Genomic DNA, 25368 nt, shown 5'->3' with positions numbered 1-25368 from the left:
AATTATTGGCTGCAAATATAACGGTTTTTGATGAAACCACCAAATTTTTGGAAGAGATTTTGCTTCTTGCTCTAATCTCCCTCAGATTAACGTATATCACCAATACAGCGTCCCTACGATATTACAAGTAGTTACACCTTTCTATTTTTTGAAAAAAGTTATATTTTGTTCCTCATTGCAGTATCGCTCTGCACTTGTCGTCGCTCGAATGAGAAATATTCAGGATTGTGACAGCAGTAGCTACGCCACCTTTATTGGTTTAAAATATTCAACAACTCAGCAGGAGTATAAACGGGTAAAGAAGAATTCGTAAAATCCTTCTTGTTACGAGTTACAATACAATCTCCCGCAGCTCGCAAAGCTGTGGCATTTTGAGTTGCATCTTCATAATCCTTCCAATCAGAAGAGAGCATTTCAATTACCGTATTGCCTTGCAAGTCCAAAACATCTACAAAATTCGACACCGCCAGAAGAGTTTCTTTTACATCTTGATACTCATACTTGTGTGCTATATACATGGCTGTAACATAAGACAAAGCTGATGTCATCAACTTTATGTCTCCTGTTATTCCAAGGGCAAAGAGTTTATCTGCATCTTCAGAAAAGCCCTCCCGATTTACAACGAAATCTATTAAGATATTCGTATCTATGAAAACTCTCATAATGCATATTTTTTATCAACCAACGCATCTAAGCTATTTTCATCTGCCGGTATCGGCTTGCCACCTTTTGCCTTTAATGTTTTAACATAAGACAAAGCATCATTAAACTCAGCAGTTTCTAATAGCTTTTGCTTAGGTTGTACCTTTTGCAAAAACAAAGAAATCGCCTTTTCTATTGCAGCTGTCACACTAATATTATGTAATTTAGCATAACTTTCTGCACCTTTATATATATTGCTGTCAATTGCTATTGTGTTCATAATTGTATCTCCTTTTTTGTCTGCAAATATAAGAGTTTTTGATGAAACTACCAAATTTTTAGAGGAGTTTTTACTTCTTGCTCTAATCTCCCCCAGATTAACGTATATCATCAATACAGCGTCCCCACTATATTACAAGTAGTTACACCTTTCTATTTTTTGAAAAAAGTTATATTTTGTTCCTCATTGCAGTATCGCTCTGCACTTGTCGTCGATCGAATGAGGAATATTGTATTTATTAACCTATGCTTGGCTTATGGCTAAACATTACAACACACAAAATGATTCTGCTTCCTTATCTGCCTTTTTTCCTTCTATGTTCATAACGTAATCTCCTTATTAATTATTGTATTTTTTCGACTCCCCTGTCCCCCTCTTGCGAAGAGGGGGTCCTTAACCCACTCCCAAGCCCTCGCCCTTTCCAAAAGGGCAAGGGATGTAACCGCTCCTCCTGTCGCTCTTAACCGCTACGCTATAAGGTTGGCGGGGCATCAGAGCCCTCGCCAGGTTTCTTATGCGGGATGGGACCGCAGGGCTGAAAGCGGGGCATCAAAGGTCTCGCCATGTTGTGCGGGATGGGACCGCAGGGCTGAAAGCGGGGCATCAAAGGTCTCGCCAGGTGGTTATGCGGGATGGGACCGCAGGGCTGTTACGGGAGTATTGTCTTCATTGATGAAATAGAAGTTTTTACAAGTTTTCTACCAGAAACTTGATATAGTCATCATTGACATTGGATATTTCTCCTTTATCATAAATTGTTAGGAGTGTAATATCCATCGTTTCTGCATCCAACAATATATTCAACGTCAAAATTCTAGCTCCACCACTTTTTCCTTTGCCTTTAGAATTAATCGCCATTCGTATCTTACGAACGCCAGCCCCTAAGTCATCTCCTGCAAGCGGATTATTCTTCAGCTCTTGTTTCCATACGTCAAAGTCATGCAACAAAGAGTGATATTTCTTCATCAAACGTTTAAACTGACGTTTAAACTCACTACCAGTGCTTATGTTCACTTCCATACGGCTATGCTTCCTTCATTTCCCGAATGAAATCATCAACATCCTGAAGCTTTTTACCTTGCAATTTAGCAAGTTTAACCTCTTGCAAGGCCCGTGACAAGCTTTCCTTGACATAAGCCTTCTGCTTCTCTTCTATAGTCAAAGGTGATTCTTTAATTATAGACGCAGAAACAACTCCACGCAACATCTCAATGGCATTGCGAATACTAGCAGATGGCTGCGTATCATCTATTGTAACTAATATCTGTTCCATATCCTATCTTCTTTTTATTAAAATGATGGTGCAAATATAAGGGTTTTCTATAAAACAACCAAATTTTTGGAAGAGATTTTGCTTCTTGCTCTAATCTACCCCAGATTAACATATATCATCAATACAGCGTCTCTACTATATTACAAGTAGTTACACCTTTCTATTTTTTGAAAAAAGTTATATTTTGTTCCTCATTGCAGTATCGCTCTGCACTTGTCGTCGCTCGAATGAGGAATATTGTTTTATTAACCTATGCTTGGCTTATGGCCAAACATTACAACACACAAAATGATTCTGCTTCCTTATCTACCTTTTTTCCTTCTATGTTCATAACGTAATCTCCTTATTAATTATTGTATTTTTTCGACTCCCCTGTCCCCCTCTTGCGAAGAGGGGGTCCTTAACCCACTCCCAAGCCCTCGCCCTTTCCAAAAGGGCAAGGGATGTAACCGCTCCTACTCGTCGCTCTTAACCGCTACGCTATAAGGTTGGCGGGGCATCAGAGCCCTCGCCAGTTTTTTGTGCGGGATGGGACCGCCTTGCTGAAAGCGGGGCATCAAAGGTCTCGCCATGTTGTGCGGGATGGGACCGCCTTGCTGAAAGCGGGGCATCAGAGCCCTCGCCAGGGTGTGCGGGATGGAACCGCCTTGCTAATGTTCGGGTTTCAACATAAACATATTAACAATATTGTTGAATTCTGACACGTAATCTACAAAATGCGGATTATCTTTTCTTAGAATCATTGCTGCGTAATTATCTACTCCTTCTAAGTCTTGGATATTAGCAACCATAATGACATATTGTTCTTTGTCATTAGCATAAGCAAACCAAGAATCAAACAGGCGATTTCGCATAGCTTGCTTTCTATCGCCCGTTTCACATATAAAGGAGAGCAAACTCGTTTGTCTCAAAGAAATTGTCTATGATAGCAATTACGGTATCTCGCACCTTCATATCACGAGGTGAACGTTGCTTGTTCACATTCGTGATATTAAACATGTATGCCTCGCCATGCTCCAGCAAGTCATCAAGATCAAAGCTAATAGCAATCTCAACGCTATAATCTGTTACGAAACGGTAAGTATTTGGATTTACCATCATAACATCATACGGTGAAGAGGCATTGATTGTTTTCAAAGAAAGCTATTTCATGTCACCAAACATTTACAAACTTTGGCTCTTCTCCTGTACGAGCTAAATAATCCTGACGGAGCATCTGCTCTAACTCTGCCATACGCTTTCTTTTTCTTTCTTTTGATGCCATGAATCTTTTCATCGCAGCATCACGTTTCTCCCAAAATTCTTTATTCAATATTTCCATAAAACCTCCTATTTTTTTAATTCAGTGCAAATATAAGGGTATTCTGTGAAACTACCAAATTTTTAGAGGAGTTTTTACTTCATATGTAAGCGGTCACTTGTAACCATCTATATGTATATCACTAATACTGCGTCCAAACTATTTATCAATGGGTTAGGTATATAAGTATTTTTTCATTCAAGCTTGCTTTTGTATCTACTGTTACGACCGTATCAAATGATCCGGTCAGTAATGGTGGTTCTATCCTTGTTGTTATCATAAATTTTTCGACTCCCCTGTCCCCCTCTTGCGAAGAGGGGGTCCTTAACCCACTCCCAAGCCCTCGCCCTTTCCAAAAGGGCAAGGGATGTAACCGCTCCTCCTGTCGCTCTTAACCGCTACGCTTTAAGGTTGGCGGGGCATCAGAGCCCTCGCCAGTTTTTTGTGCGGGATGGGACCGCAGGGGGAAGACTTGCTAAAACAATTGGTTGTGCGGGATGGGACCGCATTGCTGAAAGTTTTGCTGAAAGCGGGGGCATCAGAGCCCTCGCCAGAATTGTTTTAGCGGGGATGAACCCGCAGGGGTGAAGACTTGCTAAAACAATTGGTTATGCGGGATGGGACCGCAGGGAGACTTAGTTGCTATTCGACTTTTGACAGGATTACATCTGGAGTTGTTCCCATCAGGGTTATAGCGGATATCTTGTGACCGCCATTGGCATTTAAGGAATGTCCACAGTGATAGAGGCTATCATCTATGATAAGCCAGCGGTCATGAGATTCGTTACGCCATTTTCTAATATCTATATGATTATCGGGGAATAGATGATCATGTTCTTCCATCAAGCGTTGCATTCCTTGTCCTACACCTACTGTGTAAATTGTGGCTGCTACATTTGGCTTACGAACATCAAGTACACTTAGGGTTAACGATGAAACATAGCCATCTATGATGATTACTCGACGATTGGCTGTACGAATCAAGTTCTCTAACGCAACACGTGCGGTATAAAAGTCTCCTTCAAAGAAGACCATCTCTGCTGGAGGGGTTGAGGTTCGAATGAAGAAGTCGAGCTGCTGTTGCTGCTTAGCTTGGACATCTTCAATATGGGTCATACGTTTATCCATATTCTCCTGTAAGGCTATCAAGTGACGATTTACGGAATAACCTTGGAGAAGGTATTGCTTTATAACAGCATTCGCCCACTGACGGAAACGGGTTCCTATTGGACTCTTTACTCTATAGCCTACAGAGATTATAACATCCAAATTATAAATTTTAGTACGATATCTTTTGCCGTCTGCGGCAGTATGTAAGGATTCCTTACATACTGATTTTTCGTCTAACTCTTTCTCCTTAAAGATGTTACGAATATGCATAGTTATATTGTTACGAGTTGTACGAAACAACTCTGTCATCTGTGCTTGGGTAAGCCAAACCGTATCTTGATCCAGTTTCACCTCCAACCTAATGCTATCATCTGGTTGATAAAGTACTATCTGTGAATCATCTGCCACAGGCTGTATATTATTGTCGTTTGCCATGATCATACATTTTTATTGCTAATATAGCGACAAAAGTACGATTATATTTCGTAATTACCAAGGAATTATGAGAAATTCTTTCGACTCCCCTGTCCCCCTCTTGCGAAGAGGGGGTCCTTAACCCACTCCCAAGCCCTCGCCCTTTCCAAAAGGGCAAGGGATGTAACCGCTCCTCCCCGTCGCTCTTAACCGCTGCGCTTTAAGGTTGGCGGGGCATCAGAGCCCTCGCCAGTTTTTTGGGCGGGATGGGAGCGCAGGGGAGCTATAGCTGATTTTCAAGTTCATCCACTACATCGGCTCTCAGGGTTTGAGGGACGGTGGCTGCACTCACCATGATGCGTAACAAGGAGTCTTTTAAGAGTTGCTCCTCTTCCTTTAGCTCGGTGCCCACAAATTTCAAATTCCGTAATAGTACGAGCCTCGTGTATATATTCGCAATGCTCTCCAAAGTTAATGTGCCATCGTGATGGGGTAACTTCGAAAGAGTACGGGGATTCATCTGTAGAAATTTGGAAAACTGACGGATGGAAGTGAAACCCCATCTCTTCTCTATCTGGCGAATTTCTTCGGCAGCGGTGGATATCCACCTATTCGCCCCTCCATTCGCCTGCTTTTCCATCTTCCATACCGTGAATTATCGAACATCGCGTCCTGACTAAAACAGAGGGTATGATTTTCCGATGGTTTTTGTTAAAAGCTTTTAAAAGCAGTAAGCAGAAGTTAAGAATGATGCACTCATAGGTGCATCACGTGATTTTCGAAGAAGTATATCTTTGCAGCATAATCAGTTGACTGATAAACATGTTTTACTATATAATATAATAAGGTATATGAAGCTAAAAGCAACTTATACTCGCCGTATCTTGGCGATAATGTATTTCCCCGACTGCGAACCAGCATGCTCTATTGAAGATGTGCTTTAATGAACTCTCATGATGCGCATCGTTAGGTGCTAATGATGCGCTTTTATAAGTGCTAATGATGCGCATCATTAAGGTGTATAAAAGCGCATCGTTAGGTTGCACTAAAGAGCGACATTCAACGACGCACTTCGACAGATGCCCCTGAGCTGATGTTGTATCTTTGCACCAGCTAAACGAAGAATGAAGAGTGAAGAGTGAAGAATTCGACATCTGGGTGCACTCAACTGTCCTTGTTCGGAATGAAGCAAATATATTTAGTATTAATTTTTTAAACAACTTCAAACTATGAGTAAATCTTACAAAGTGTTTCCTCGCACCTTTACCATGGGTGAGAAAAAGGGTCAAACTGTTTATTCTGTTCGTCCTGTCTGAACCTAAGAAGGCGAATGCCAACTTGGTGAAGAGCATCAGTCTCGTGAAGTACAGCGAAGATAACGACCCGAATGGCGACAACAACCCTACTGACAAACTTCGTGTCGGGTGCGATTAGTTGGTTATTTCACCGCCTTAGCAATCATCCTCGTTTGTTTGAGAAATGAGGGGAACTTGAAGTATGTCCAAGATTCCTGTTCCTGCAACTCAACCATTCCTTTGCACAGATGGCTTACCAACGAGGGACAGCTCTTCTTGCTGAGGTGATTAATGATTTCATCAAACAGCTCGGTGAAAGTGTAGTCAGGATTGAATGTTTCTGTGATATAATTATATAACTCGTCTTGAGCAAAATGGGAAGAAAAGACCAAGGAGGCGGAAAGGAACTTGAAAACGGCATCTGCCAGTTCTCCATTTTCTAAATACTCCTCGATGTTTTTTCTTGCCTTTGCCAAAGCTTCTGAAATATTGTTTATGTCGAGTTTGCCGTCAGCCTTTACAAAAGCCTCTTCCGTTTTTGAATCATGAGTGATTACGGATGGGAGGTCAATGACTGGCACCTTATGGAGCAGGACGTAACGCTGGAGCAACTGTCGCCAAACCAACATGCGTGCTCCTTGCCACATTTCCACAGCTGCTGCTACAAGAATGTTAAATGTTGAATATTGAATGTTGAATGCTTTGGCAACTGCCTTTGCCATTGCATCTATATCATTCGTATAGTCGATGTCTGTTTCTATCGAAAAGCCACCTATGCCATTGACCTTTTCAAACTTATACTCGCTTTGTGTGAGCAGGTATAATAAACGAGGATATTTCTTCGACTGCAAGTTTGCATGGAATATTTCTCGCTCTTCCTTATTTTGCGAAGCATAATAATCATAGAAACCTCCCCATGAACAGATAGCCTTTATCTTTCCACCATCCGTCTCTAACAGGGCGAAATGAGCATAATATTCATAGTCCTCATCGAAGACTGGAGCATATTTGTCTGCCTCATACTCCTTGCCTCTGAAAAAATCCCGAAGGTTACAACGGTGGACAAGCTCCGTGATACCATCATGATGCAAGACAGCGTAGTCCTGTCCTTGTGGGAGGGCGATTCCAGAAGTTGGGGTAAGGAACGGACGAAGAGTTGTATCTGGTATCAGTTCCTTCAACCCTTGCTCTACAGTTCCACCAGCAGCCTTGAAGTAATTAGCGAGGATACGGAAGTTACTGCGCATAGAATCATCGATATTGCTCAAAACCTCTTGTTGACGAGATGCTATCTTCTTAGTAACCTTTTTGTTATATGCTATATCTGAAGTATGGCGATTGCGATAGACAGTCAACTTTTTCAGATAATCCTTGAAATGATTGCGCAATGTTTCAGAAGCATTTTCCTTTGGATCTTTTGCCTGCAAATAACCTATCATCTGGTCAATGGCACGCCATGCGCCCACTGCCTCAGGCTTGGCACCCTCTGTTGCCTCATGCACTATCTGCATGTCGTATTGACGGACATTGGAGATATTGAGACAATGATTGTTTCCAAAGCGCACAAAAAGATGACGGTCTTTCTTGCCCTTATGCTTGACTTGCTTGACAACACCTTCCCAGCCAGCCATCGGACCACTGAGAATACGGATGGTATCATTCACCTTGACGAGGTCACTATATCGCTTGTCAACAATACTCAATCCCTCGATGCCATCGGCTATCTTGTCATTGTAATAGATGAAGCGTTCCATATCATCATCGGGTATCTTCGCTCGTTTAACGATTTCATCCAATGTTCGAGACTTGCTATCGGCACAAAGAATATGTGCCTTGGTGAAAAAGGTACGCTCTACCACCTCGGCACTTCTCGCACGATAATCAACACCCTTATACATGAAGTAGCCATATTGGGAAAGAATGCTCTCCAAACGTTCTTCACTCTGTACTCGGATGAAAAACAGTCCTTGCAAGACTGGGGTGAAACGTACTTTTTTCTCGCCCAGTTCATTTTTGTAGGTTCTTCTTCCCATAGGAAAGTAGAAGTCAACAATTGTATCTTTAAATTTCTCACCCAACAAATCTATTGATTTTTGCTCAGTGAAAACATCTGTCTTGACTATGTACCACATAAAACGTTAAACGCATTTGGTCGCAGAACACATCTCGGCTTCCCCTGAAAAGATTTCTCTTCCCGAGTTATTGGGGGTGTGATATGTATCACAGCATTGAAAAATCAATAGACTAACTTCCACTAATCTTCAATACTCCTATGTCTTTCAGCCTTCTGCATACATGATGCAAGCAAGCCCGTGTTTAGCAAATTGTGTGTCATACGCTCTGCTTATATGAAAGCCATATTTATAGTTTCTATTCATTTTCTGAATCTCTATGTAAGAGATACAGAATCAGACTGCAAAAATAAGAAAAATATTGTAAATAAGCGAATTACGCGTGTTAAAAAAATAATATCACACCACGAAATTCAACAATTATTCAGTAATGATTTTGGACAAGCCTTAATACCCTCAGATTATCAGGAAGTTACGAAGTTTTCAGTATCTTTCACATAGAGATTCAGAAAGAAGGTATAAAAATAACATATTTTGAGGTAATAATTCGTTTTTTCTACTTATAAATCAAAAATTACCCTTTATAAAAACAAATATTACCCCTATAAAATGTAAGTTTCATGTATCTTTGCATCAGAATTAAAACAAAAAGGCGTTGGGAAACGCTAAGAATCATCTTTTACTTATACAATATATATATTAGAGAATATATAAAAAGCCAGTTCCTTAGGAACTGGCTTTTTTATTTTTAATAGCATATCAATTTCACAAATAACATGCTGCTTTTATTATAATATAGATTAGTTGATAATTTCATCTTCCACATCTTCATCCTCTACTACTTCATCCTCCATATCAGCCAAAGGCAACTGACGATTAATCGCAGCATTAAAGGAAATGATAGTCTCGCTTCTAGACAAGCCTAAAGGCTGGAGCTTATCATGAATAATTTCCAGGAGATGATGATTGTTGGAAGCATATATCTTGATGAACATATCCATGCCACCAGTCGTATAATGACATTCCACCACTTCTGGAATCTTTTTCAACTCAGCTACAACCTTGTCGAAATTCTCCGGATTTTTCAAATACAATCCCACGTATGCGCAGGTCTCGTAACCTATCTTCTCTGGATCTATAATAAACTGAGAGCCTTTGATAATGCCTAAGTTTGTCAATTTAGCAACACGCTGATGAATGGCTGCACCACTTACATTACAAGCTCGTGCAACCTCCAAAAATGGAATACGTGCATCCTGAGAAATTAACTTCAGGATCTTTCTGTCTAATGAATCTAATACTTGTTTTGACATAATTATAATAATTTGAGTGCAAAGTTACTACTAAAATTTAATATTCGCAACTTTTTATACAACTTTAATTATAATTTTTAATTATTTTCCATTATCTTCAGCAGAATAATTGATTCTAAGGGCTTTTGATTGGCGTAAAGCTTGCTTAACGTCAATAATAACCCCCATTTTAGAATACTTATCCGCTTTGATTGAAACGACCATTGCCTGCAAGTCTTCAGGACTCATTCGCTTTTTCTCTGCACTCATATAATCAGAGATTTCAGAAGGAGTTATTAACTTATCGTTCATCTGAACACAAGCAGAATCATTCTGAGGCTGAGTAGCAGCAGAAATAGGCCTTCCTATATAAAGATAAGTAACAGCAGACTTCTTGGTTAATCTTGTCAGTTCCTTTCCCTGTGGTACTTGAAACTTAACCTTAACCGTTTCATGCCTCATATGAGTAACTATCATGAAGAAAAAAAGCACGGTAAATATCAAATCCGGCAATGAAGACGTATTCAAGCCAGGAACTTCATGAGAACGTCTTTTAAAACCCATACTCATTGCTTGCCTCCTTTCTCTTCAGAATGCTCTTGCTCTTCTGCCATTGCATCTACTCGCTTATCAGAACCAACCGATGCATTCGCATAAGACTCCGTCACGCGTTGCTGGCAGTTCTTTCTAACGCTCTCCTTTTGAGAGGAGCTCAGGGCATCAAATGCCTTTCCAAAATGCTTCATAGAATATTGATTGCGTAGTTCATTATACGCCATCATGATTTGGTTTTGCATTTGAAAGTACAAGTCATAATCTGCCTCTCTGTCGCTCTCTATAGAAATGAGATGACGATTGCCTAAACGATTGACAAACTGAATGATTTCACCTTTCAGTCGAGAAACCTCAATAGGCTTATCATTCAAGAGCAAACGATGATCGGCAGTAACATGCAAAGCCATCAAAGTTTTCTTATCTACTATCGTTTCAGTCTTCAACTGTTTCTGAGGTTCAGGAGAAGGTAATAGACGAAAAAGTCCCTTGTCAACATCCATTGAAGTCGTGACAAGAAAGAATATCAGCAACATAAAAGAAATATCTGCTGTTGAAGCGGTGTTCACTCCAGGAACTTGCCTTTTATTTCGTCTAACAAACATAATTACTTTTTAAATCTTTTACGGTCTTTTCTGATATAACGTGTAGCACCAAATAAAACTGCTCCTATAGCACACAATAACAATGTGGCAGAAGACCATATAAACATATCTGATAATTTAAGCCACAACCAATCAGTAAAAGCCTGTCCATTAATCAAAATCATTCCTGAGGAACCCAAGACGAACGTTAAAACCAACAATGCCAAAGTTCCTCCCCATGTAATCCAAACAATATTCCCTGCAGGAATACCATTCATCTTCATCTCACCCTTGGAGTTTCTTTTACTGGCCCTGACAAATGAATATATTGCCAGACATAAGGCTAAGAGGAAAAATATCCACATGGTAACCAATAAAAGATTAGTAAAAAATGGAGCATTAAAATCCGGGTTCTCCTCGAAAGGCATATCATATCCTACAAAGAAGAACAGGAGAAAAGTAATCACAGCAAAACCTACCAACACATAGAATATGGACTGTGACAACTTTTCTGTTGACCATTTCTTAATATTACTAATTTTCATCTTTATACTTTGCTATAATATCCATCAGAGAAATCGCAGATTCCTCCATCTGGCTGGTGATATGTTCGATCTTAGACAAGATATAATTATAGAAGACCTGTAAAATCAGAGCAACTATGATACCAAAAATAGTTGTCAACAAAGCGACTTTCATACCAGAAGCCACAATCGTAGGACTAATATCTCCAGCTTGCTGAATTTGATCAAAAGCCATAACCATACCAATGACGGTACCTAAAAAGCCTAAAGAAGGAGCCATTGCAATGAAAAGAGTAATCCACGAACATCCTTTTTCCAAATTAGCAACCTGCACAGAGCCATAACTTGAAACCGAACGCTCTATATCACCCATCGTATCCTTGATGCGCAGCAGACCCTGATAACAGATAGAGGCAACAGGTCCACGGGTATTACGACACAATTCTTTTGCGCCTTCAATATCACCCGCAGCTACTTTCACATCAAGATCAGCCATCAACTGCTTAGCGTTAATTTCAGAAAGACTCAGATAGACAATTCGCTCTATACAGAAAGCCAAGCCAATAATTAAAGCTATGGCAACAAGCGACATAAAGCCTGCATTTCCCTCAATAAACTTAGTCTTAAGTGCTTGATGGAATCCCATCGACTCTTCTTGTGCCCATATCGGTAAAGAAGAAGATATCATAAATATCAATATTGCGAAACGCGCAATAAATGTATATTTCTTCATATTATTTAAAAATAAGATACAGCGGAAAGAGGGGGATTCGAACCCCCGAACCGGTTTTGCCGGTTACACGCTTTCCAGGCGTGCCTCTTCAGCCACTCGAGCACCTTTCCTTCATCTGCCGTCATAGACGCTATTGAATACAGAATCTAACAATACCATGATAAACATAGCATCGCAATTCGGACTGCAAAATTATCGCTTTTCGGGCAAAATACCATAAATAACTATTCTTTTTATATTTCTTTAAGACAATTGTCCCGTTTTTACGCCAAAAACACGTTCTACGTTCTGATTAGTCACCTTTGCAACCTCTTCTTCACTGACACCATAAGCAGTTGCCAAGGTCTTCATGACTTGTACTATAAAGGCACTTTCATTACGCTTACCACGATATGGAACAGGAGCCATATAAGGACTATCTGTCTCTAAAACGATTCTTTCCAAAGGAACTGCTGCAGGAAGGTCTTCACGCAAATGACTGCTCTTAAACGTTGACACACCACCAATACCAAGCACAAAATTATCATACTCTAATAATTCTTTAGCCTCCTGCTGGTTGCCTGTAAAACAGTGAAAGACTCCACCTGGCAGTTTATCTTTCCATTTACGTAATATATGCAACATTTCATTCTGAGCTTTACGACAATGTATCATCAGAGGAAGTCCCGTCTCGCAAGCCCACTCAACTTGTTTTTCGAAAGCCTCAAGCTGTTCTTTTTCAAACTCACGGCTCCAATAGAAATCAAGTCCGATTTCCCCGATTGCAATGTAATCGCTTTTATACTTAACCCCGTTCAAACCATCCACAGCTGTAAGATGCGCATCCAAAATAGCCTCTATTTTTTTCAATTGTTCTTTCCAATCGGCTTTCACTTCCTCTGGATGAAGTCCTACCATAGGATATGCATAGCCAGGATATTCATGACTTAACTTCAATACTGCTTCTGATGTCTTCACATCAATAGCAGGGAGAAACACCATGCCGACCCCAGCCTCCTTCGCACGCAGAATAACTTCCGCGCGATCTTCATCAAACTCCTCACCATCAAGATGAGTATGTGTATCTACTATTTTCATATACATCAATATTTTAAATCCATATTAATAAATATGCGGTTCATGGCGCCGATAATAATATACGATGCCATATTCACGACAATGATTAAAACGGGTTTCAGGTGGTTCATTCACAAAATGATGTTCTATCTGATTCCATAAATCCAAAATCACCTCATCGACCGCAGGTCTCAACAACCTGAGTTTTTCTATCGAATCATTCACCCTATCTTGCAAAATGCGTTGCCTTTCAATGGCCTCACAATATATATCATAATGGGTAGAGACCATACCTATAGTAGGATTATAAATCGGTCTTCCACCTTGTTTGAGTCTGGCTTTCTCACCAGCAATAATTTTCTGTCCCCAGTCCAAAAGTCCATCTATCGTTTTGAGATGAGGAACAGCAGACGCTTCCTCGTCAAGTCCATACAGAGTAAGACAGCTTCGTTTGATTTCGCCGCGTTCCACAGCTAAAAATAAGACTTGCAGGAAATGGCTTAAATACATCATCGCATTTTTCTGCAATTTATCTATCTTCCCCGTAAATCTGGTCTGAGCCTTCAAGTTGACCTTATACTGCTCTGAAGCAGTCAACAACTTATCATACGCAGGTTGCGCTTTATTGATTGTCTTCCAATCAATAAAGCGTTCCCTAACCGTATAAGTATCATTATTGTCCAAAAGCGTTTTCAATGCTTTCAGCCTTGCAGTATCAGTTTTTGGCAGTCTCCTATATGGCACTTGAATATCTCCTCTACTATTTTAAAAAGTTACTTTCAATACAAACAATCCGACGAACACCTGTTAATATTGGCGTTTCATCATTTTTTGAGCATACTTGCGCAATTCCTCTTTTTTCTCTTCAGGTACATTGACAGCGTCAAGGAATTTCTTACTTTGTCCGAAATAATAAGCAATCTTATCTTGCGCCAATTGATCGATACCTATCTCATTATAAAGACGAGTCACAGCATCTACTTTCTCATTTCTGTCAAAATCACGAGCACTAACCCAGCAGGTTAATTCCTTACGCTGTGCATCATTGGCCTTGTTGAAAGCATTAATGAGCATATAAGTTTTTTTATTAGAAGTGATGTCACCTCCTATTTCTTTACCAAAGACCTTAGAGTCACCATAGACATCCAGATAATCATCCTGCAACTGGAACGCCAAACCAATTTGTTCTCCAAACTTATAAAGATTGTCTGCATCCTCAGCACTTGCATCTGCCAATATTGCACCTATTTTCAAAGCACAAGCCAAGAGAACACTCGTCTTGAGACGAATCATCTCAATATATTCTTCTTCCTTTACGTCATTGCGAGTTTCAAACTCCATATCATATTGCTGACCTTCACCAATTTCCAATGCAGTAACCGTAAAGAGATCCAAGATATCTTTTAAATGTTTTGTATCACACTGCATCATACGTTGAAAGGCAAGAACCAACATAGAGTCACCAGACAAGATGGCAGTATTATCATTCCATTTTTTATGGACCGTCAAATGACCACGACGCATATCGGCATTATCCATCAAATCATCATGCAACAAAGTATAATTATGATAGGTCTCCAAAGCGCAGGCATTCATGAGGATGTCTTCCGGATTTTCCTTATAGAGATTATAAGCCAAAAGCATTAACGTAGGGCGAATACGTTTTCCTCCCATTGAGAGGACATATTTAATCGGTTCGTAAAGAGACTCAGGTTTTCTGTCGTATGACAAATGGTCCAAGAACTCATTAACCATCTTTAAAATTTCATCAGCTGTCTTCATTATATATTAAATTTATTATTAATTAATCGAACATATCTTTTTAAGATTCACGTTACAATTGAAATACCACAGGAATAGCAATCATAGTACGACAAACCTTGTTCTTATCCATTCCTGGTTTCCATTTCGGCATCATTTTCAGCACACGCATAGCCTCATTATCCAAGATGGGATTTGCCGACTTGCTCACTTTCAGATTGGCCACACTACCATCCTTGTTGACGATAAAAGACACAACTACCGTTCCCTGTATTTTATTCTGTTGTGCAGAATGAGGATATCTTAAGTTTTTTGTAAGCCATTGCATAAAAACAGACCACCCCCCAGGAAATTGTGGTATTTTCTGTACAACCGTAAAATTGATTGGAGCCTCAGCCAATGCAGCTGAATTGGATTTATCTACCACATTTTCTGGCACAGCCTCTTTGATATCAGAGCCATCCACTTCCCCTTCACCATCACCAATCACCAGTTCACTTGTAGTACTGCTGATTTTTTGAGGAGCAGTTTCTGTTTTCTCTGCAGTTTTCACCTCCTGCGTAATGGATTTAGAAACGGGCGCAGAAGGAGCTTCTGCCGATACCATATCCTTTTGTTCTGCAGGCATATTCATCTCAAAATCCTGTGCTAAATCCTCCAGATCATCAGAGTCTAAATCGGAGTCTGAAGCATGATTTTGATATTGCAAGCCTACAAATACGAAAGATAAAGTCATAACCATACCCAGCAAGAAAAAAGTTCCCCGCTTATTATCCAGTCGTGCACTATTAGTCTTCTTTATTTCCACTTTTAAATCTCCTCTTTTGCAGAATCTTCTACAATAAATGAAGTGTACAATCGTTATATTAAACGAAATCAATGCAAATTTACGTCTTATTATTGAAAAAAAGTGTATCTTTGCAAAATAATTAGAGAATTTAAATGAAAAAAATAATTTTTTTCGCTCTCTTGACGCTTTTTGCATCAAAATTACTCGCACAAGAGAGCCAAACGGGATATAATTTCCTCCGCCTACCTGTTAGTGCTCATGCTGCTGCACTTGGTGGAGATAACGTCACCTTAATAGAAGATGACGAAGCTCTCATATTCCAAAATCCTGCCTTACTTTCATCGGTAAGCGACAAGACCATTAATCTCAATTATATGAATTATATGTCAGGAGTCAATACAGCTTCAGCTTCATTTAATCGTATCATCAAGGAAAAAGCTTCCTGGGCGGTTTCTGCCCAATATATGGATTATGGTAACATGAAGGAAACCGATGCCAACAATAACATCTTAGGCGATTTTTCTGCCAAGGACATTACCATAGCCGGTTACTTTTCATATATGTTGAGCGAAAAAATTGCTGGTGGTATTGCTGCCAAATTCATCACTTCATATATTGGCGACTACAATTCTATTGGAGTGGGTGTTGATCTCGGTATCAATTATTATGATCCCGAGCACGAATGGTCCATTTCTGCTACTGCCAAGAATTTGGGCGGACAGATAAAAGCATATCAGGATGAGTATGACAAAATGCCGATTGATTTACAAGTGGGAGTCAGCAAACGCTTTACGAACACTCCATTAAGAGTCTCCGCAACTTTGGTTAATCTCAACAATTGGGAGAAGAGTTTTATCTATCATGCCGTGATTGGAGCAGAACTTTTACTTTCCGATCAGATATGGATAGGTGGAGGCTATAATTTCAGAAGAGCAAAAGAGATGAAAATAGACAGCAACTCTGAGGAGAAAGGCAGTAGCCATGGAGCAGGACTTTCCTTTGGAGGAGGTATCAATCTCAACCGTTTCCATCTGAATATTGCTTACGGAAAATATCACGTCAGCAGTAGCAGCATCATTGCCAATTTAGCATATACATTATAAGATTATAATTCGAAACAATATCATAAATATCCAATAAAATGAAGAAAATTACTATAGCTATAGATGGTTACTCTTCTTGCGGTAAGAGTACGATGGCGAAAGACCTTGCTAAAGAAATAGGTTACATATATGTTGATACAGGAGCGATGTATCGTTCGGTGGCTCTCTATGCCATGCGTCATCATCTCTTTCTGGAAGATGGAAGTGTAGATACAGACAACTTAGAAAAAGAAATGCCAAACATCCATATTTCTTTTAAACTGAATCCTGACACACAAACTCCAGACTGCTATCTCAACGGCGAATTGGTAGAAAAAGAAATCAGAACTCTGGAAGTATCCAACCATGTCAGTCCTATTGCCGCAATACCTTTCGTCAGAAAAGCCTTGGTAGCACAACAGCAAAAAATGGGAGAAGCCAAAGGCATCGTAATGGATGGTAGAGACATCGGCACTACGGTGTTTCCTCATGCCGAACTGAAGGTTTTTGTTACTGCCAGTTCACAGGTTAGAGCACAGCGCCGCTATGATGAACTGAAAGCAAAAGGAATGGCAGCCGACTTTGATGCTATACTTAAAAATGTAGAAGAACGAGATTATATTGATACCCATAGAGAGGTATCCCCTCTCAAGAAAGCTGATGACGCCTTGATTCTGGACAATAGCAACATGACTATTCCTCAACAAAAAGAATGGTTGATGCAGCATTACCAGACCGCTATAACACAAAAATAGCGTTAGATTTGCAAAAATCTGTTAAACAGAAAGATTTCAGCTAAACAATCATAACTTTCATTGAAAAATAGTTGGAATTTATTTTTCTTTTTAATATATTTGCAATCAAATGACAAGGTAGTAATGATATAGATTATAAATTTTGAGTTAATTACTGTTTTTTGAAGGTGGTGGGTCTTCGTGAGAAGCCTTACCACCTGTTTTTATATATGCATATTTACTCAGATTGATCGATTGCATTTTTCAAATAATTCATGATTTCTTCCATCAACCATTTTGGTGTGCTTGTAGCACCACAAATACCAACCGTCTTCACATTCTTCACCCAATCCATATTGATTTCATCAGCACTCTCTATCTGATAACTATTCGGATTCACACTTTTACATTCATTGAATAATACCTTTCCATTAGAGCTTTTACGGCCACTGACAAAAAGTATCACATCATGTTTGCTGGCAAAGTTTGCAATATTAGGCATGCGATTTGCCACTTGTCTGCAGATGGTATCAAAACTTTTAAATGTAGCTCCATCTACAATATGCTTCTGACAATAATCTATAATGCGATGAAATTCATCCAAGCTCTTGGTCGTCTGCGAATAAAGATAGATATCTTTGGAGAAATCCAACTTACCCATTTCCTGCAGTTGTTTCACTTCATCAAACTTCTCTACAACAATAGCATGACTTTCCGTCTGACCCACCAATCCTAATACTTCAGCATGACCTTTCTTTCCAAAAATAACAATCTGAGCATCAGGATTGCTCACAAACTGCTTTTTGATACGTCTTTGAAGTTGAAGCACAACCGGACAAGTCGCATCAATAATCTCTATATCATTCTTTTCTGCAAGAGCATAAGTCTGAGGAGGTTCTCCATGCGCACGAAGAAGAACCTTTACATGATGAAGATTTTTCATTTCCTCATGATCGATGGTGAGAAGACCAGCTTCGTGAAGTCGCTCCACCTCCATACCATTATGTACGATGTCACCCAAACAATATAGTTTGACACCCTTTGCCAGTTCTTCCTCTGCTTTTTTAATGGCAGTAGTCACGCCAAAGCAAAAGCCACTGCCATTATCCATTTCTATCTGCATACCTGTTTCTTATTATTTTTTCACTTGTATTCTTACTACCACCTTCGCATGGTCAGGATCATTTGTAATCATCAGTACACGAGGAGTTCTTGAACGCAGCTTTTTGAGTATAGCTGCAATGGCAGTCACTTTCAGTTTCACAGATTCACCAGGTTTGATGGTTCGCTTTCCTAATGAAACCTGCAGTCCCTCAGTAAACATCTGCATACTTCTAATTTCCAGATTTGACTTTCCCTGATTTGTCAGGATGACTTCACCTTTCAGTTTTTTCTTGCCATTGAAACTGCCCAAGTCCAAAGTTGACGTTGACAGCGCAACCTTTGGAGCTTGCGCTTTCTGACTGGAAGTCATCTCTTCAAATCCAGGTAACAAAACTGCAGAAACAGAGATTTCTCTCTCAGAAGAGATTTTATCGCCAGGTCGCTCTCCCAAATAAATACTTGTCTGGTTCAAACCGAAATCATGCAATTTCTTAGAATCAAGCGTCAGTACAACTTCTCCAGAGCGATGAGGCCCCAAGCGTGAAGGGGATACCTGTGCGGTCAAATAACTTGGCAAATGCATCACAACAGGTTCCATGGCAGATTCTGTCGGATTAAAAATATGAATACGCTGAACAGGACGGTCTCCACGATTCACATCATCAAATTCCACATCTTGGGCATCAGACTTCACTGCACCTAACATATAATCATAGCTACCTGCAAAATCTGAAACTTTTTCAACAACTTTTCCCTGCATAGTCAAGAGACATGGTTCTTCTGAAGCGTTGGTATAAAGCAACAATTGCTTATTGAAAGTACCCATCTGTTTGGCATCATAAGTCATTTTGACTACGAAGCTATCACCTGCGGGAATACTTGTTTTAGGATAAGAGACATCAGTACAGCCACAACTTTTCTTCACATCATTGATAATCAAGGAACGATTACCATCATTCTTCATCTGAAACTCAGCAGTTACAGGATGCAGATAAACAATTTGTCCACAATCCACCTTTTCGTTTTGCGTTGTCAGTTTCTGTGCATTGGCTGCCATTGCCACCAATGTAGTACACAGCAAAACCCCTATTCTCTTATTTATATCAATCTTATTCATAATCAATTATTATATTTCTAATTTCAAAATTTCTAATTTCTCATTTCTCATTGATGTACGCTTAACTTATAAGCGATATCACGTCCACAGAACTCTGGACTATAAGTGCATCGGGCAGAACAAGAACCTGCTTGATATTCACCATTTTTATCAACATAATATTCCATTTCTACAACGTGCTTACCTTTAGATAAACGATCGAAATAGAAATTTGTTGTGTTGTCTCTTGGAGAAACATAGCAACCCATGCCCCATTGATAACCGCTCTGCTGGTTTACCGGTTCCAGACAGGCGGCACGCTTATCTTCGATTTCCACGAAATCATAATCACGGTCTGCGGTGATCATCAGCGTTACCTTTACCTTCTCGCCCACCTTAGCCAGAGACTTTTCCTTGCCCTGCGATTCGGCAGTAACAACGACACGGCGAACCTTGATGCCCGACTCGGAAGAAGCGATTTCGCTGAGCGGCTGTTTAAATTCTGCATAAACGGCACCCCAACTGGTATAGTCGCTCTTCTTGTTGATGCTCAAGGTTGATGCCTTGCCCACCTTCTCTGTCTTGATATAACCCAACATCGTAGAATCCTGCGGCATCGGAAGCTGCTTGCCATCCAGTTTCAAAACGGCATTTTCTGCCTTCTTGTTCCAGTTGCTTTCATTACCTTTCATAAAGGCATAGACAGCATCCACGGTATTTACTGGAGTATCCCAAACCTGAGTACGTTTCGACATCAGAAGCCAACGCTGCAGTTCCTCAATGGTCTGCTTGTCATTCGGCTTCAGCAGCTGCATCGCCTCTATCACAGATACCTGAGTAGGAATCTTATAGTTTCTCCAGCTATAGAGTGCCTTACGGGTATCATAATAGCGGCCCATCTCCTCACGATAAACGGCATATTCGTTCACGCTCTGCAGATATTCACCCGCTTTTTCGCGATAAGCAGCATTCTGCTGGCTGTTCTTGGCGAGCACCACAGCAGCACGTGCCTTACCATAGATGGTGAAATCACTGGTCATCTTCGACATTTTATCCAGCAGATAAGCCTGGTCCTGTTCGAAATTCTCCTTCATCTTTCTGCCATCCATTGAGAGAATGTAGAGATAATGCAGCGCCTGTTCACTTGGACTTACCTTGTGCTTCTTCTCCTCCATCTTCTTCATCTCTCTAACTTCACGAGCTGTCTGCCAGGAGAGATAATTGATGGCAGAAGTCAGCATTTTAGAGATTGACTTTTGCGTGCCGGCGATGGCATTCAGACGAACCATCATCTCGGCTACAGCCGTAGTCATATATCTGCTGCCCTTCATTCCCTTCCACCAGGAGAAGGAACCATCAACGTTCTGCAATTTCTTCAGTTTCTCCACCTGATTCTGCAGACGGCTGGTTTCCAAAGATAGATTTTTCTGGATATAAGTGGTGATGGTATTGGCATAGATGGCAGACATCAGCGAGATGGCGTCCTCATCATCCGGATTGCTGATGGCAGGCAACGCCTTGATCATCAGCCAACTTGGATTGTTGGTATATTCCACGGTGACCTTTGCCTCATCTGTTCCCTTTGCCTGCTTGCCCTCCTTGTCCAGGAAGAGTTTGCTCAGGTCGAAGCTCTGTTCGCCTTGCTGATGCAAGGTGATAGGCAGCGTATTCACTACGAGTTCACGATTACTCAAGACCGGCAGATAGTGCTGTTCGCCATCGCTGTATCCGTTTCCGGCAGCCACCACCTTATTAATATATACACCCTCTTTCAGACCTTGAACATCAAAAGAAACGGTAGCAGACCCCTCAGCATTGATGCTGTAGTTCTGCGTTTTCTGCCAAACCACCTTCTGGGTTTCAGCATCCAGAATCTGCATGCGGACATTGCCGCTCACCTTCTTGTCAGAGGTATTGGAGAGCTTAGCCACGATGGTAGCCTTGTCGCCCTCACGCAGGAAGCGAGGCATGTTAGGCTGCACCATCACGGTTTTCTGAGCCACAGCCTCATCCACCAGCAATCCGTTGCGCATCTCCTTGTCATGAGCCAATCCCATGAACTTCCAGGTAGTCACGCTCTCCGGCAGGGTAAATCTGATGGCTACGTTGCCATTGTTGTCGCTCTCCAAGGCAGGATAGAAGAAGGCAGTCTCGTTCAGGTTTTCACGCACCTGCACATTGTCAAGGTACTGTCCTACGTCTGAGCCAGAACCACCTACAAACTGCGGCATCTCCTCTACTACATCAAAAACCTTGTTGGCAGATGGAGCAGCCGCTGCAACACGGGTCATCTTAGAGCCATGAATCCTTATGACTTTCGCTTCTTCCTGAACCAGCTCGTCTTTCTGTATACGAACAGACTCAACGGTTCCGCCAGAAGAACGTTCCAACTTGCTCAGTTCCACCGCTTGCATATAAGCATAATAGCTAAAGAATTTGCCATCAAACTTATCTACATCCAGTTGCTTCTCGTCATAATACTTGGTAGGATAAACGCCATTCAAGTATAATGAACGGAAAGTGAGGTTGTCCTCCCAGTAGCAGTCTGGCAAACTCTGATAGAAGCCCAGGGAGAAATTCCAGGAATGCGGGGCTATCTGGTCGAGCGACTTGTCATAGAGTACGCTCATCAGCTGTGCCTTGGCTGGCTTGCCGTCAGGGGTGGTAATCTTCAGCGTCCACTCCTCCTTCTGTCCAGGGGTCAGACGGTTGCGGAAGGTTTTCCAGGCGATGTTCAGTTTCTTCTCAGGCAAAGGACGGGCGATGCTCATCATTCGGGTATAGCACTTGCCTTGCTTCACGAAACTATAGTTCAGTACGATGCCCGACGCATATTCCTCCTTGTAGGTGAAAGGCAGGGTCACGATACTGTCGCCCAACTCCCAGGCACCTTTCTCCAGCAGTTTGTTGCCGGCGATGATGGAATATACGATGTGCGCTCCGTTCTCCGAAGAGCCCACCTGGATATAGACAGGCTTGCCATCACGAGGGAAGGTCTTCGCCGTCTGATAATACCATTCGGTAGTTGGCTCCACCGGATGGGTATCCTTCATACTGAAGAGCGTGAACTTCTGCTGCAGGGTGTCCTGTCCGCAGATTGCCTCCAGCTGATGAACGCCAGATTTCCAAACAAAGGCAGAAGATGCTGAAGAAGCATATTCCTTGATAGAAACCGGTGCATTCGCCTCGGCATCCTTCCATTCGCCTTCATCAATGCGATATTTCAACCTGCTCGAAATCGGCATTCCACTGGCATTGCGGTAAGCGAAGGTCACCGTCTTCAGACTGTCTGCCTCGATACGCTTAGGAAGATTCACCGTGAGGATGGTTGGCTTGGTGCCCAGAGGCAGACTCATCACGCCCTCGTGGCTCTCGCCGCTGATGTCGGTAACGATGGCTGAGACCTCGAAGTTGAAGAAACGGGCGATGCGCATGAAATCGCTCATATCAGCCTCGTCTTTTCCTGGCAAGGAAGCCTCCAGCGGAATCTCTACGTCGAAGGTTCCGTCCTCACGAGTCACGCAACTGTCGGTCTTCACCAACTGTCCGGCAGATCCTGCGCCCCACCACCAAAGCTGGTTTCTGCGGGTCACCTGATACTCCACCTTGGCACCCTGCACAGGCACTCCAGCATAGGTCTTGGCAGTAGCCTTCACCACTACAGTATCGCCCCAGTTATATTTCTCGTTCACCTTCGGGAAGGTAATCTCGAAGGTAGGACGCTTATACTCCTCAACTCTGAAATATTCGCTTGCTGTACCATTCACGGAAATGGAATACAGTCCTGTTTTTCCCTCCTTCGGGAGTTCGAAATCTACCGAAGCCGTACCATATTCATCGGTCGTAACCTTCTGTTCTGCCACCTGCTTCCAGTTGGCATCACTCAGGACAAACTTCAGTTCCATACTCTTTCCTGGCACGCTGGCATCCAACCCCTTCTTGACAGTATAGAAAATGGCTGAGGCATGTACCTTCTGCCCCGGGCGATAGATGGCACGATCGGTATAAACCTGATATTTAGTCTCATTATCCTTCTTCTCATAATAGCGGGTACGGCTGAGATAGATGTACTTGGCTGGCGTAAATTTGTCATTGTTGGTAGAAATCAATACCTCTCCATCCACATTTTTGAAGTAAGCCTCACCGTTCTCATCTGTTGTCAAGCGGGCATGAACTATTCGCTTGTCCTTCTTCGTCTTGAAATCATACCGCTGGTCATAGAGTTCTATCTTCGCCCCAGCGATAGGCTGGCCATCTGTAGCATTCACCACTATATAGCGATGCTTATCATCCGGCAACTGCTGGATCATCACCGCCAGATTGCTGACATAGAAGAGTTCTCGCTGCGGAGCGATGCCGGTATTATCCGAAGTCACCTCCATCAGATAGGCACCCAGTGGCAGATTGCCACCGATTTCGATGGAATCCTTCACCTCTTCGTAATCCGGACGACCATAGTAGTTGCGGCTGAAATCCTTCTGATGCAGCTTCGTAGTCTTCTTCAGGAGCATCTTATAGATAGCCTCATCCTGCGCATTATAATCGTTATCTGCCGTAATATTGAGGCGGGAGATGCTGATTTTCAGATTCTGAAGATTGCGCACATTCAGATGCACCCACTTCTTTTCTGTAGGGCGCAGCACCAAAGGCATATCCTCCACAGAGAACATCGGTTCGGTGAGTCTTTTCTGTGCATTTCTAAGCACATTCATTCTCGACCATCCACCCCAGTGGCTCAAAGCATAGTTGATATAGTTGAGCTTATCCTGCGGTTTGGCATCGGTAGCACCTTCCATGAAGCGGAAATGCTCCACAGCAAGTTCACCAGCCTCCGGAATATCCTGATATACATGGATGAGCGAGTCGATGGTCTGCAGATACTTCGATTTCTTCACCTCTCTTACATCATCCTGACGGTATTTCTCGATAAGTTTGTAGGCACAGAGACAAGCCGCACCCCGATTTCCCACCTTATTATAATAGGTGTACAGCTGCAGATACGCCTCCTTGCTGTCTGCCTCGAATCCGATGAGATGCAGCAAATCATTCTTGAAGGAACTTCCGTCCACCCCTTTTAGAGTCAGCGGCACATACTCAGTAGAAGCATGCTTGGCAAGAAGCTCTGGGTGCGCCATCGCTTTCTTGAAGAACTCCCGGCTCTTCTTCAGGTTTACCTTTCGCTGACTTTGATAATAAGAAGCATCCTCCCTTTGTTCCAAAGAAGCCTCATCCACTTCTATTCCATACAGATTATCATGATATACCTTGCCGAGCACAGCATATCTCACCGCTTTCAGCATCGGGTCATTTGTCTTCAAAGCTTCAGCCTCCATCCGCTTCACATTCGGCGTCAGTGAGTCTGCAGAAATCTCTTTCCAGAGCATCACCTGCCTCATCTCAGCCGCCAGCAGCTGACCGTAGTCTTTAGCCGCAGAAGCCTTGGAGATGATTTTCTGCATCACCCCAATTTCGCTCTTCGGCTGGTCCTTCTGAGCGATGATGTCAGCTTGCTTCCACAAGTTGTCATAAGTTTGAGCCGTAGTTTGCATCATGGCAAACACAACTATGATAAGTGTTATAATGTTTCTTTTCATAAGCCAAGTGCACATTATGTTAACAATTGTCAGATTTCTAACCTATTCTAATTGCAAAAATACAAAAAATATCCGTTATC

At 41.7% G+C, this 25368-nt stretch carries 24 protein-coding genes and 1 tRNA gene; 4 read left to right on the top strand and 21 right to left on the bottom strand.

Annotation, left to right across the window (positions count from 1 at the left end; genetic code table 11):
* Positions 1-251: 251 nt before the first annotated feature.
* From KUA50_RS00220 to KUA50_RS00185, 8 genes are all read right to left on the bottom strand, one after another.
* Positions 252-662, bottom strand: coding sequence for a type II toxin-antitoxin system VapC family toxin (locus KUA50_RS00220; RefSeq protein WP_218457082.1), 411 nt, complete (start codon positions 660-662; stop codon positions 252-254).
* A complete protein-coding gene (locus KUA50_RS00215; RefSeq protein WP_119229824.1) occupies positions 659-922 on the bottom strand; it encodes a hypothetical protein in 264 nt (87 codons plus the stop codon). Before KUA50_RS00215 ends, KUA50_RS00220 begins: the two co-directional genes overlap by 4 nt.
* A 687-nt stretch (positions 923-1609) precedes the next feature.
* Positions 1610-1942: a type II toxin-antitoxin system RelE/ParE family toxin gene (locus KUA50_RS00210; RefSeq protein WP_218457083.1), complete on the bottom strand. Its 333-nt coding sequence runs from the start codon at positions 1940-1942 to the stop codon at positions 1610-1612.
* Between the two features lie 4 nt (positions 1943-1946).
* Positions 1947-2195 (bottom strand): hypothetical protein, encoded by a 249-nt coding sequence (locus KUA50_RS00205; protein WP_153097818.1) that lies wholly within the window; start codon positions 2193-2195, stop codon positions 1947-1949.
* Positions 2196-2845: 650 nt separating this feature from the next.
* Positions 2846-3091: a DUF6169 family protein gene (locus KUA50_RS00200; protein ID WP_256624273.1), complete on the bottom strand. Its 246-nt coding sequence runs from the start codon at positions 3089-3091 to the stop codon at positions 2846-2848.
* Positions 3072-3296 carry a hypothetical protein gene (locus tag KUA50_RS00195; RefSeq protein ID WP_256624274.1) on the bottom strand — a complete coding sequence of 75 codons (225 nt, stop codon included), beginning with the start codon at positions 3294-3296 and terminating at the stop codon, positions 3072-3074. The genes KUA50_RS00200 and KUA50_RS00195 overlap by 20 nt, the downstream gene beginning before the upstream one ends.
* Before the next feature lie 52 nt (positions 3297-3348).
* Positions 3349-3516, bottom strand: a complete 168-nt coding sequence (locus tag KUA50_RS00190) for an ABC transporter ATP-binding protein (protein WP_153084946.1) — start codon at positions 3514-3516, stop codon at positions 3349-3351.
* A 621-nt stretch (positions 3517-4137) separates the two neighbouring features.
* Positions 4138-5040 (bottom strand): virulence RhuM family protein, encoded by a 903-nt coding sequence (locus tag KUA50_RS00185; RefSeq protein ID WP_218457084.1) that lies wholly within the window; start codon positions 5038-5040, stop codon positions 4138-4140.
* Between the two features lie 1251 nt (positions 5041-6291).
* Between KUA50_RS00185 and KUA50_RS00180 the strand changes: the two genes are divergently transcribed.
* Positions 6292-6453, top strand: coding sequence for a hypothetical protein (locus KUA50_RS00180; RefSeq protein ID WP_218457085.1), 162 nt, complete (start codon positions 6292-6294; stop codon positions 6451-6453).
* A 4-nt stretch (positions 6454-6457) separates the two neighbouring features.
* On the opposite strand, the gene KUA50_RS00175 is transcribed toward KUA50_RS00180, so the two are convergent.
* The 4 genes from KUA50_RS00175 to KUA50_RS00160 all read right to left on the bottom strand — a co-directional run bounded on the left by KUA50_RS00175 (position 6458) and on the right by KUA50_RS00160 (position 10835).
* Positions 6458-8446, bottom strand: coding sequence for a hypothetical protein (locus KUA50_RS00175; RefSeq protein ID WP_218457086.1), 1989 nt, complete (start codon positions 8444-8446; stop codon positions 6458-6460).
* A gap of 740 nt (positions 8447-9186) precedes the next feature.
* Complete coding sequence (locus KUA50_RS00170) at positions 9187-9699, bottom strand: Lrp/AsnC family transcriptional regulator (protein ID WP_022110073.1); 513 nt, start codon at positions 9697-9699, stop codon at positions 9187-9189.
* An 81-nt stretch (positions 9700-9780) separates the two neighbouring features.
* A complete protein-coding gene (locus KUA50_RS00165; protein ID WP_022110074.1) occupies positions 9781-10248 on the bottom strand; it encodes an ExbD/TolR family protein in 468 nt (155 codons plus the stop codon).
* Complete coding sequence (locus KUA50_RS00160) at positions 10245-10835, bottom strand: ExbD/TolR family protein (RefSeq protein WP_218457087.1); 591 nt, start codon at positions 10833-10835, stop codon at positions 10245-10247. The genes KUA50_RS00165 and KUA50_RS00160 overlap by 4 nt, the downstream gene beginning before the upstream one ends.
* 84 nt (positions 10836-10919) lie before the next feature.
* On the opposite strand from KUA50_RS00160, the gene KUA50_RS00155 reads away from it, so the two are divergent.
* A complete protein-coding gene (locus KUA50_RS00155; RefSeq protein WP_302971738.1) occupies positions 10920-11303 on the top strand; it encodes a hypothetical protein in 384 nt (127 codons plus the stop codon).
* Between the two features lie 45 nt (positions 11304-11348).
* On the opposite strand, the gene KUA50_RS00150 is transcribed toward KUA50_RS00155, so the two are convergent.
* From KUA50_RS00150 to KUA50_RS00125, 6 genes are all read right to left on the bottom strand, one after another.
* The gene (locus tag KUA50_RS00150; RefSeq protein ID WP_413777471.1) at positions 11349-12026 is read right to left on the bottom strand and encodes a MotA/TolQ/ExbB proton channel family protein; all 678 of its coding nucleotides are present in this window, start codon (positions 12024-12026) and stop codon (positions 11349-11351) included.
* A gap of 67 nt (positions 12027-12093) precedes the next feature.
* Positions 12094-12181: transfer RNA gene (locus KUA50_RS00145), tRNA-Ser, on the bottom strand.
* 133 nt (positions 12182-12314) lie between these two features.
* Positions 12315-13148, bottom strand: coding sequence for a TatD family hydrolase (locus KUA50_RS00140; protein ID WP_218457090.1), 834 nt, complete (start codon positions 13146-13148; stop codon positions 12315-12317).
* Positions 13149-13172: 24 nt separating this feature from the next.
* Positions 13173-13871 (bottom strand): hypothetical protein, encoded by a 699-nt coding sequence (locus KUA50_RS00135; RefSeq protein WP_218457091.1) that lies wholly within the window; start codon positions 13869-13871, stop codon positions 13173-13175.
* Between the two features lie 63 nt (positions 13872-13934).
* Positions 13935-14909, bottom strand: coding sequence for a polyprenyl synthetase family protein (locus KUA50_RS00130; protein ID WP_218457092.1), 975 nt, complete (start codon positions 14907-14909; stop codon positions 13935-13937).
* A gap of 52 nt (positions 14910-14961) precedes the next feature.
* Positions 14962-15696 carry an energy transducer TonB gene (locus KUA50_RS00125; RefSeq protein WP_022110081.1) on the bottom strand — a complete coding sequence of 245 codons (735 nt, stop codon included), beginning with the start codon at positions 15694-15696 and terminating at the stop codon, positions 14962-14964.
* Positions 15697-15830: 134 nt separating this feature from the next.
* On the opposite strand from KUA50_RS00125, the gene porQ reads away from it, so the two are divergent.
* Both porQ and cmk read left to right on the top strand, forming a co-directional pair.
* On the top strand, positions 15831-16781 hold the full coding sequence (gene porQ / locus KUA50_RS00120) for a type IX secretion system protein PorQ (RefSeq protein ID WP_218457093.1): 951 nt from the start codon (positions 15831-15833) through the stop codon (positions 16779-16781).
* 38 nt (positions 16782-16819) lie between these two features.
* Positions 16820-17515 carry a (d)CMP kinase gene (gene cmk / locus KUA50_RS00115; protein ID WP_118118368.1) on the top strand — a complete coding sequence of 232 codons (696 nt, stop codon included), beginning with the start codon at positions 16820-16822 and terminating at the stop codon, positions 17513-17515.
* A 217-nt stretch (positions 17516-17732) separates the two neighbouring features.
* On the opposite strand, the gene KUA50_RS00110 is transcribed toward cmk, so the two are convergent.
* Genes KUA50_RS00110 through KUA50_RS00100 form a run of 3 tightly spaced genes read right to left on the bottom strand, consistent with a single transcriptional unit; the run spans position 17733 to position 25288 of the window.
* Positions 17733-18617 (bottom strand): 4-hydroxy-3-methylbut-2-enyl diphosphate reductase, encoded by an 885-nt coding sequence (locus KUA50_RS00110; RefSeq protein ID WP_218457094.1) that lies wholly within the window; start codon positions 18615-18617, stop codon positions 17733-17735.
* Positions 18618-18629: 12 nt separating this feature from the next.
* On the bottom strand, positions 18630-19715 hold the full coding sequence (locus KUA50_RS00105; protein WP_218457095.1) for a DUF1573 domain-containing protein: 1086 nt from the start codon (positions 19713-19715) through the stop codon (positions 18630-18632).
* 47 nt (positions 19716-19762) lie between these two features.
* Positions 19763-25288, bottom strand: coding sequence for an alpha-2-macroglobulin family protein (locus tag KUA50_RS00100; protein ID WP_218457096.1), 5526 nt, complete (start codon positions 25286-25288; stop codon positions 19763-19765).
* Between the last annotated feature and the right edge of the window lie 80 nt (positions 25289-25368).

It is taken from the genome of Segatella hominis (genome assembly GCF_019249725.2).
Lineage (GTDB): Bacteria > Bacteroidota > Bacteroidia > Bacteroidales > Bacteroidaceae > Prevotella.
Note: the sequence above shows the minus strand (reverse complement) of the source record. Positions and strands in the feature narration are given on the sequence as shown.

Bases quoted from the DNA above. Each gene is read 5' to 3' on its own strand.
- KUA50_RS00220 (WP_218457082.1), bottom strand. From the start codon at position 662: ATGAGAGTTTTCATAGATACGAATATCTTAATAGATTTCGTTGTAAAT.
- KUA50_RS00215 (WP_119229824.1), bottom strand. From the start codon at position 922: ATGAACACAATAGCAATTGACAGCAATATATATAAAGGTGCAGAAAGT.
- KUA50_RS00210 (WP_218457083.1), bottom strand. From the start codon at position 1,942: ATGGAAGTGAACATAAGCACTGGTAGTGAGTTTAAACGTCAGTTTAAA.
- KUA50_RS00205 (WP_153097818.1), bottom strand. From the start codon at position 2,195: ATGGAACAGATATTAGTTACAATAGATGATACGCAGCCATCTGCTAGT.
- KUA50_RS00195 (WP_256624274.1), bottom strand. From the start codon at position 3,296: ATGATGGTAAATCCAAATACTTACCGTTTCGTAACAGATTATAGCGTT.
- KUA50_RS00190 (WP_153084946.1), bottom strand. From the start codon at position 3,516: ATGGAAATATTGAATAAAGAATTTTGGGAGAAACGTGATGCTGCGATG.
- KUA50_RS00185 (WP_218457084.1), bottom strand. From the start codon at position 5,040: ATGGCAAACGACAATAATATACAGCCTGTGGCAGATGATTCACAGATA.
- KUA50_RS00175 (WP_218457086.1), bottom strand. From the start codon at position 8,446: ATGTGGTACATAGTCAAGACAGATGTTTTCACTGAGCAAAAATCAATA.
- KUA50_RS00170 (WP_022110073.1), bottom strand. From the start codon at position 9,699: ATGTCAAAACAAGTATTAGATTCATTAGACAGAAAGATCCTGAAGTTA.
- KUA50_RS00165 (WP_022110074.1), bottom strand. From the start codon at position 10,248: ATGAGTATGGGTTTTAAAAGACGTTCTCATGAAGTTCCTGGCTTGAAT.
- KUA50_RS00160 (WP_218457087.1), bottom strand. From the start codon at position 10,835: ATGTTTGTTAGACGAAATAAAAGGCAAGTTCCTGGAGTGAACACCGCT.
- KUA50_RS00150 (WP_413777471.1), bottom strand. From the start codon at position 12,026: ATGATATCTTCTTCTTTACCGATATGGGCACAAGAAGAGTCGATGGGA.
- KUA50_RS00140 (WP_218457090.1), bottom strand. From the start codon at position 13,148: ATGAAAATAGTAGATACACATACTCATCTTGATGGTGAGGAGTTTGAT.
- KUA50_RS00130 (WP_218457092.1), bottom strand. From the start codon at position 14,909: ATGAAGACAGCTGATGAAATTTTAAAGATGGTTAATGAGTTCTTGGAC.
- porQ (WP_218457093.1), top strand. From the start codon at position 15,831: ATGAAAAAAATAATTTTTTTCGCTCTCTTGACGCTTTTTGCATCAAAA.
- cmk (WP_118118368.1), top strand. From the start codon at position 16,820: ATGAAGAAAATTACTATAGCTATAGATGGTTACTCTTCTTGCGGTAAG.
- KUA50_RS00110 (WP_218457094.1), bottom strand. From the start codon at position 18,617: ATGCAGATAGAAATGGATAATGGCAGTGGCTTTTGCTTTGGCGTGACT.
- KUA50_RS00105 (WP_218457095.1), bottom strand. From the start codon at position 19,715: ATGAATAAGATTGATATAAATAAGAGAATAGGGGTTTTGCTGTGTACT.
- KUA50_RS00100 (WP_218457096.1), bottom strand. From the start codon at position 25,288: ATGAAAAGAAACATTATAACACTTATCATAGTTGTGTTTGCCATGATG.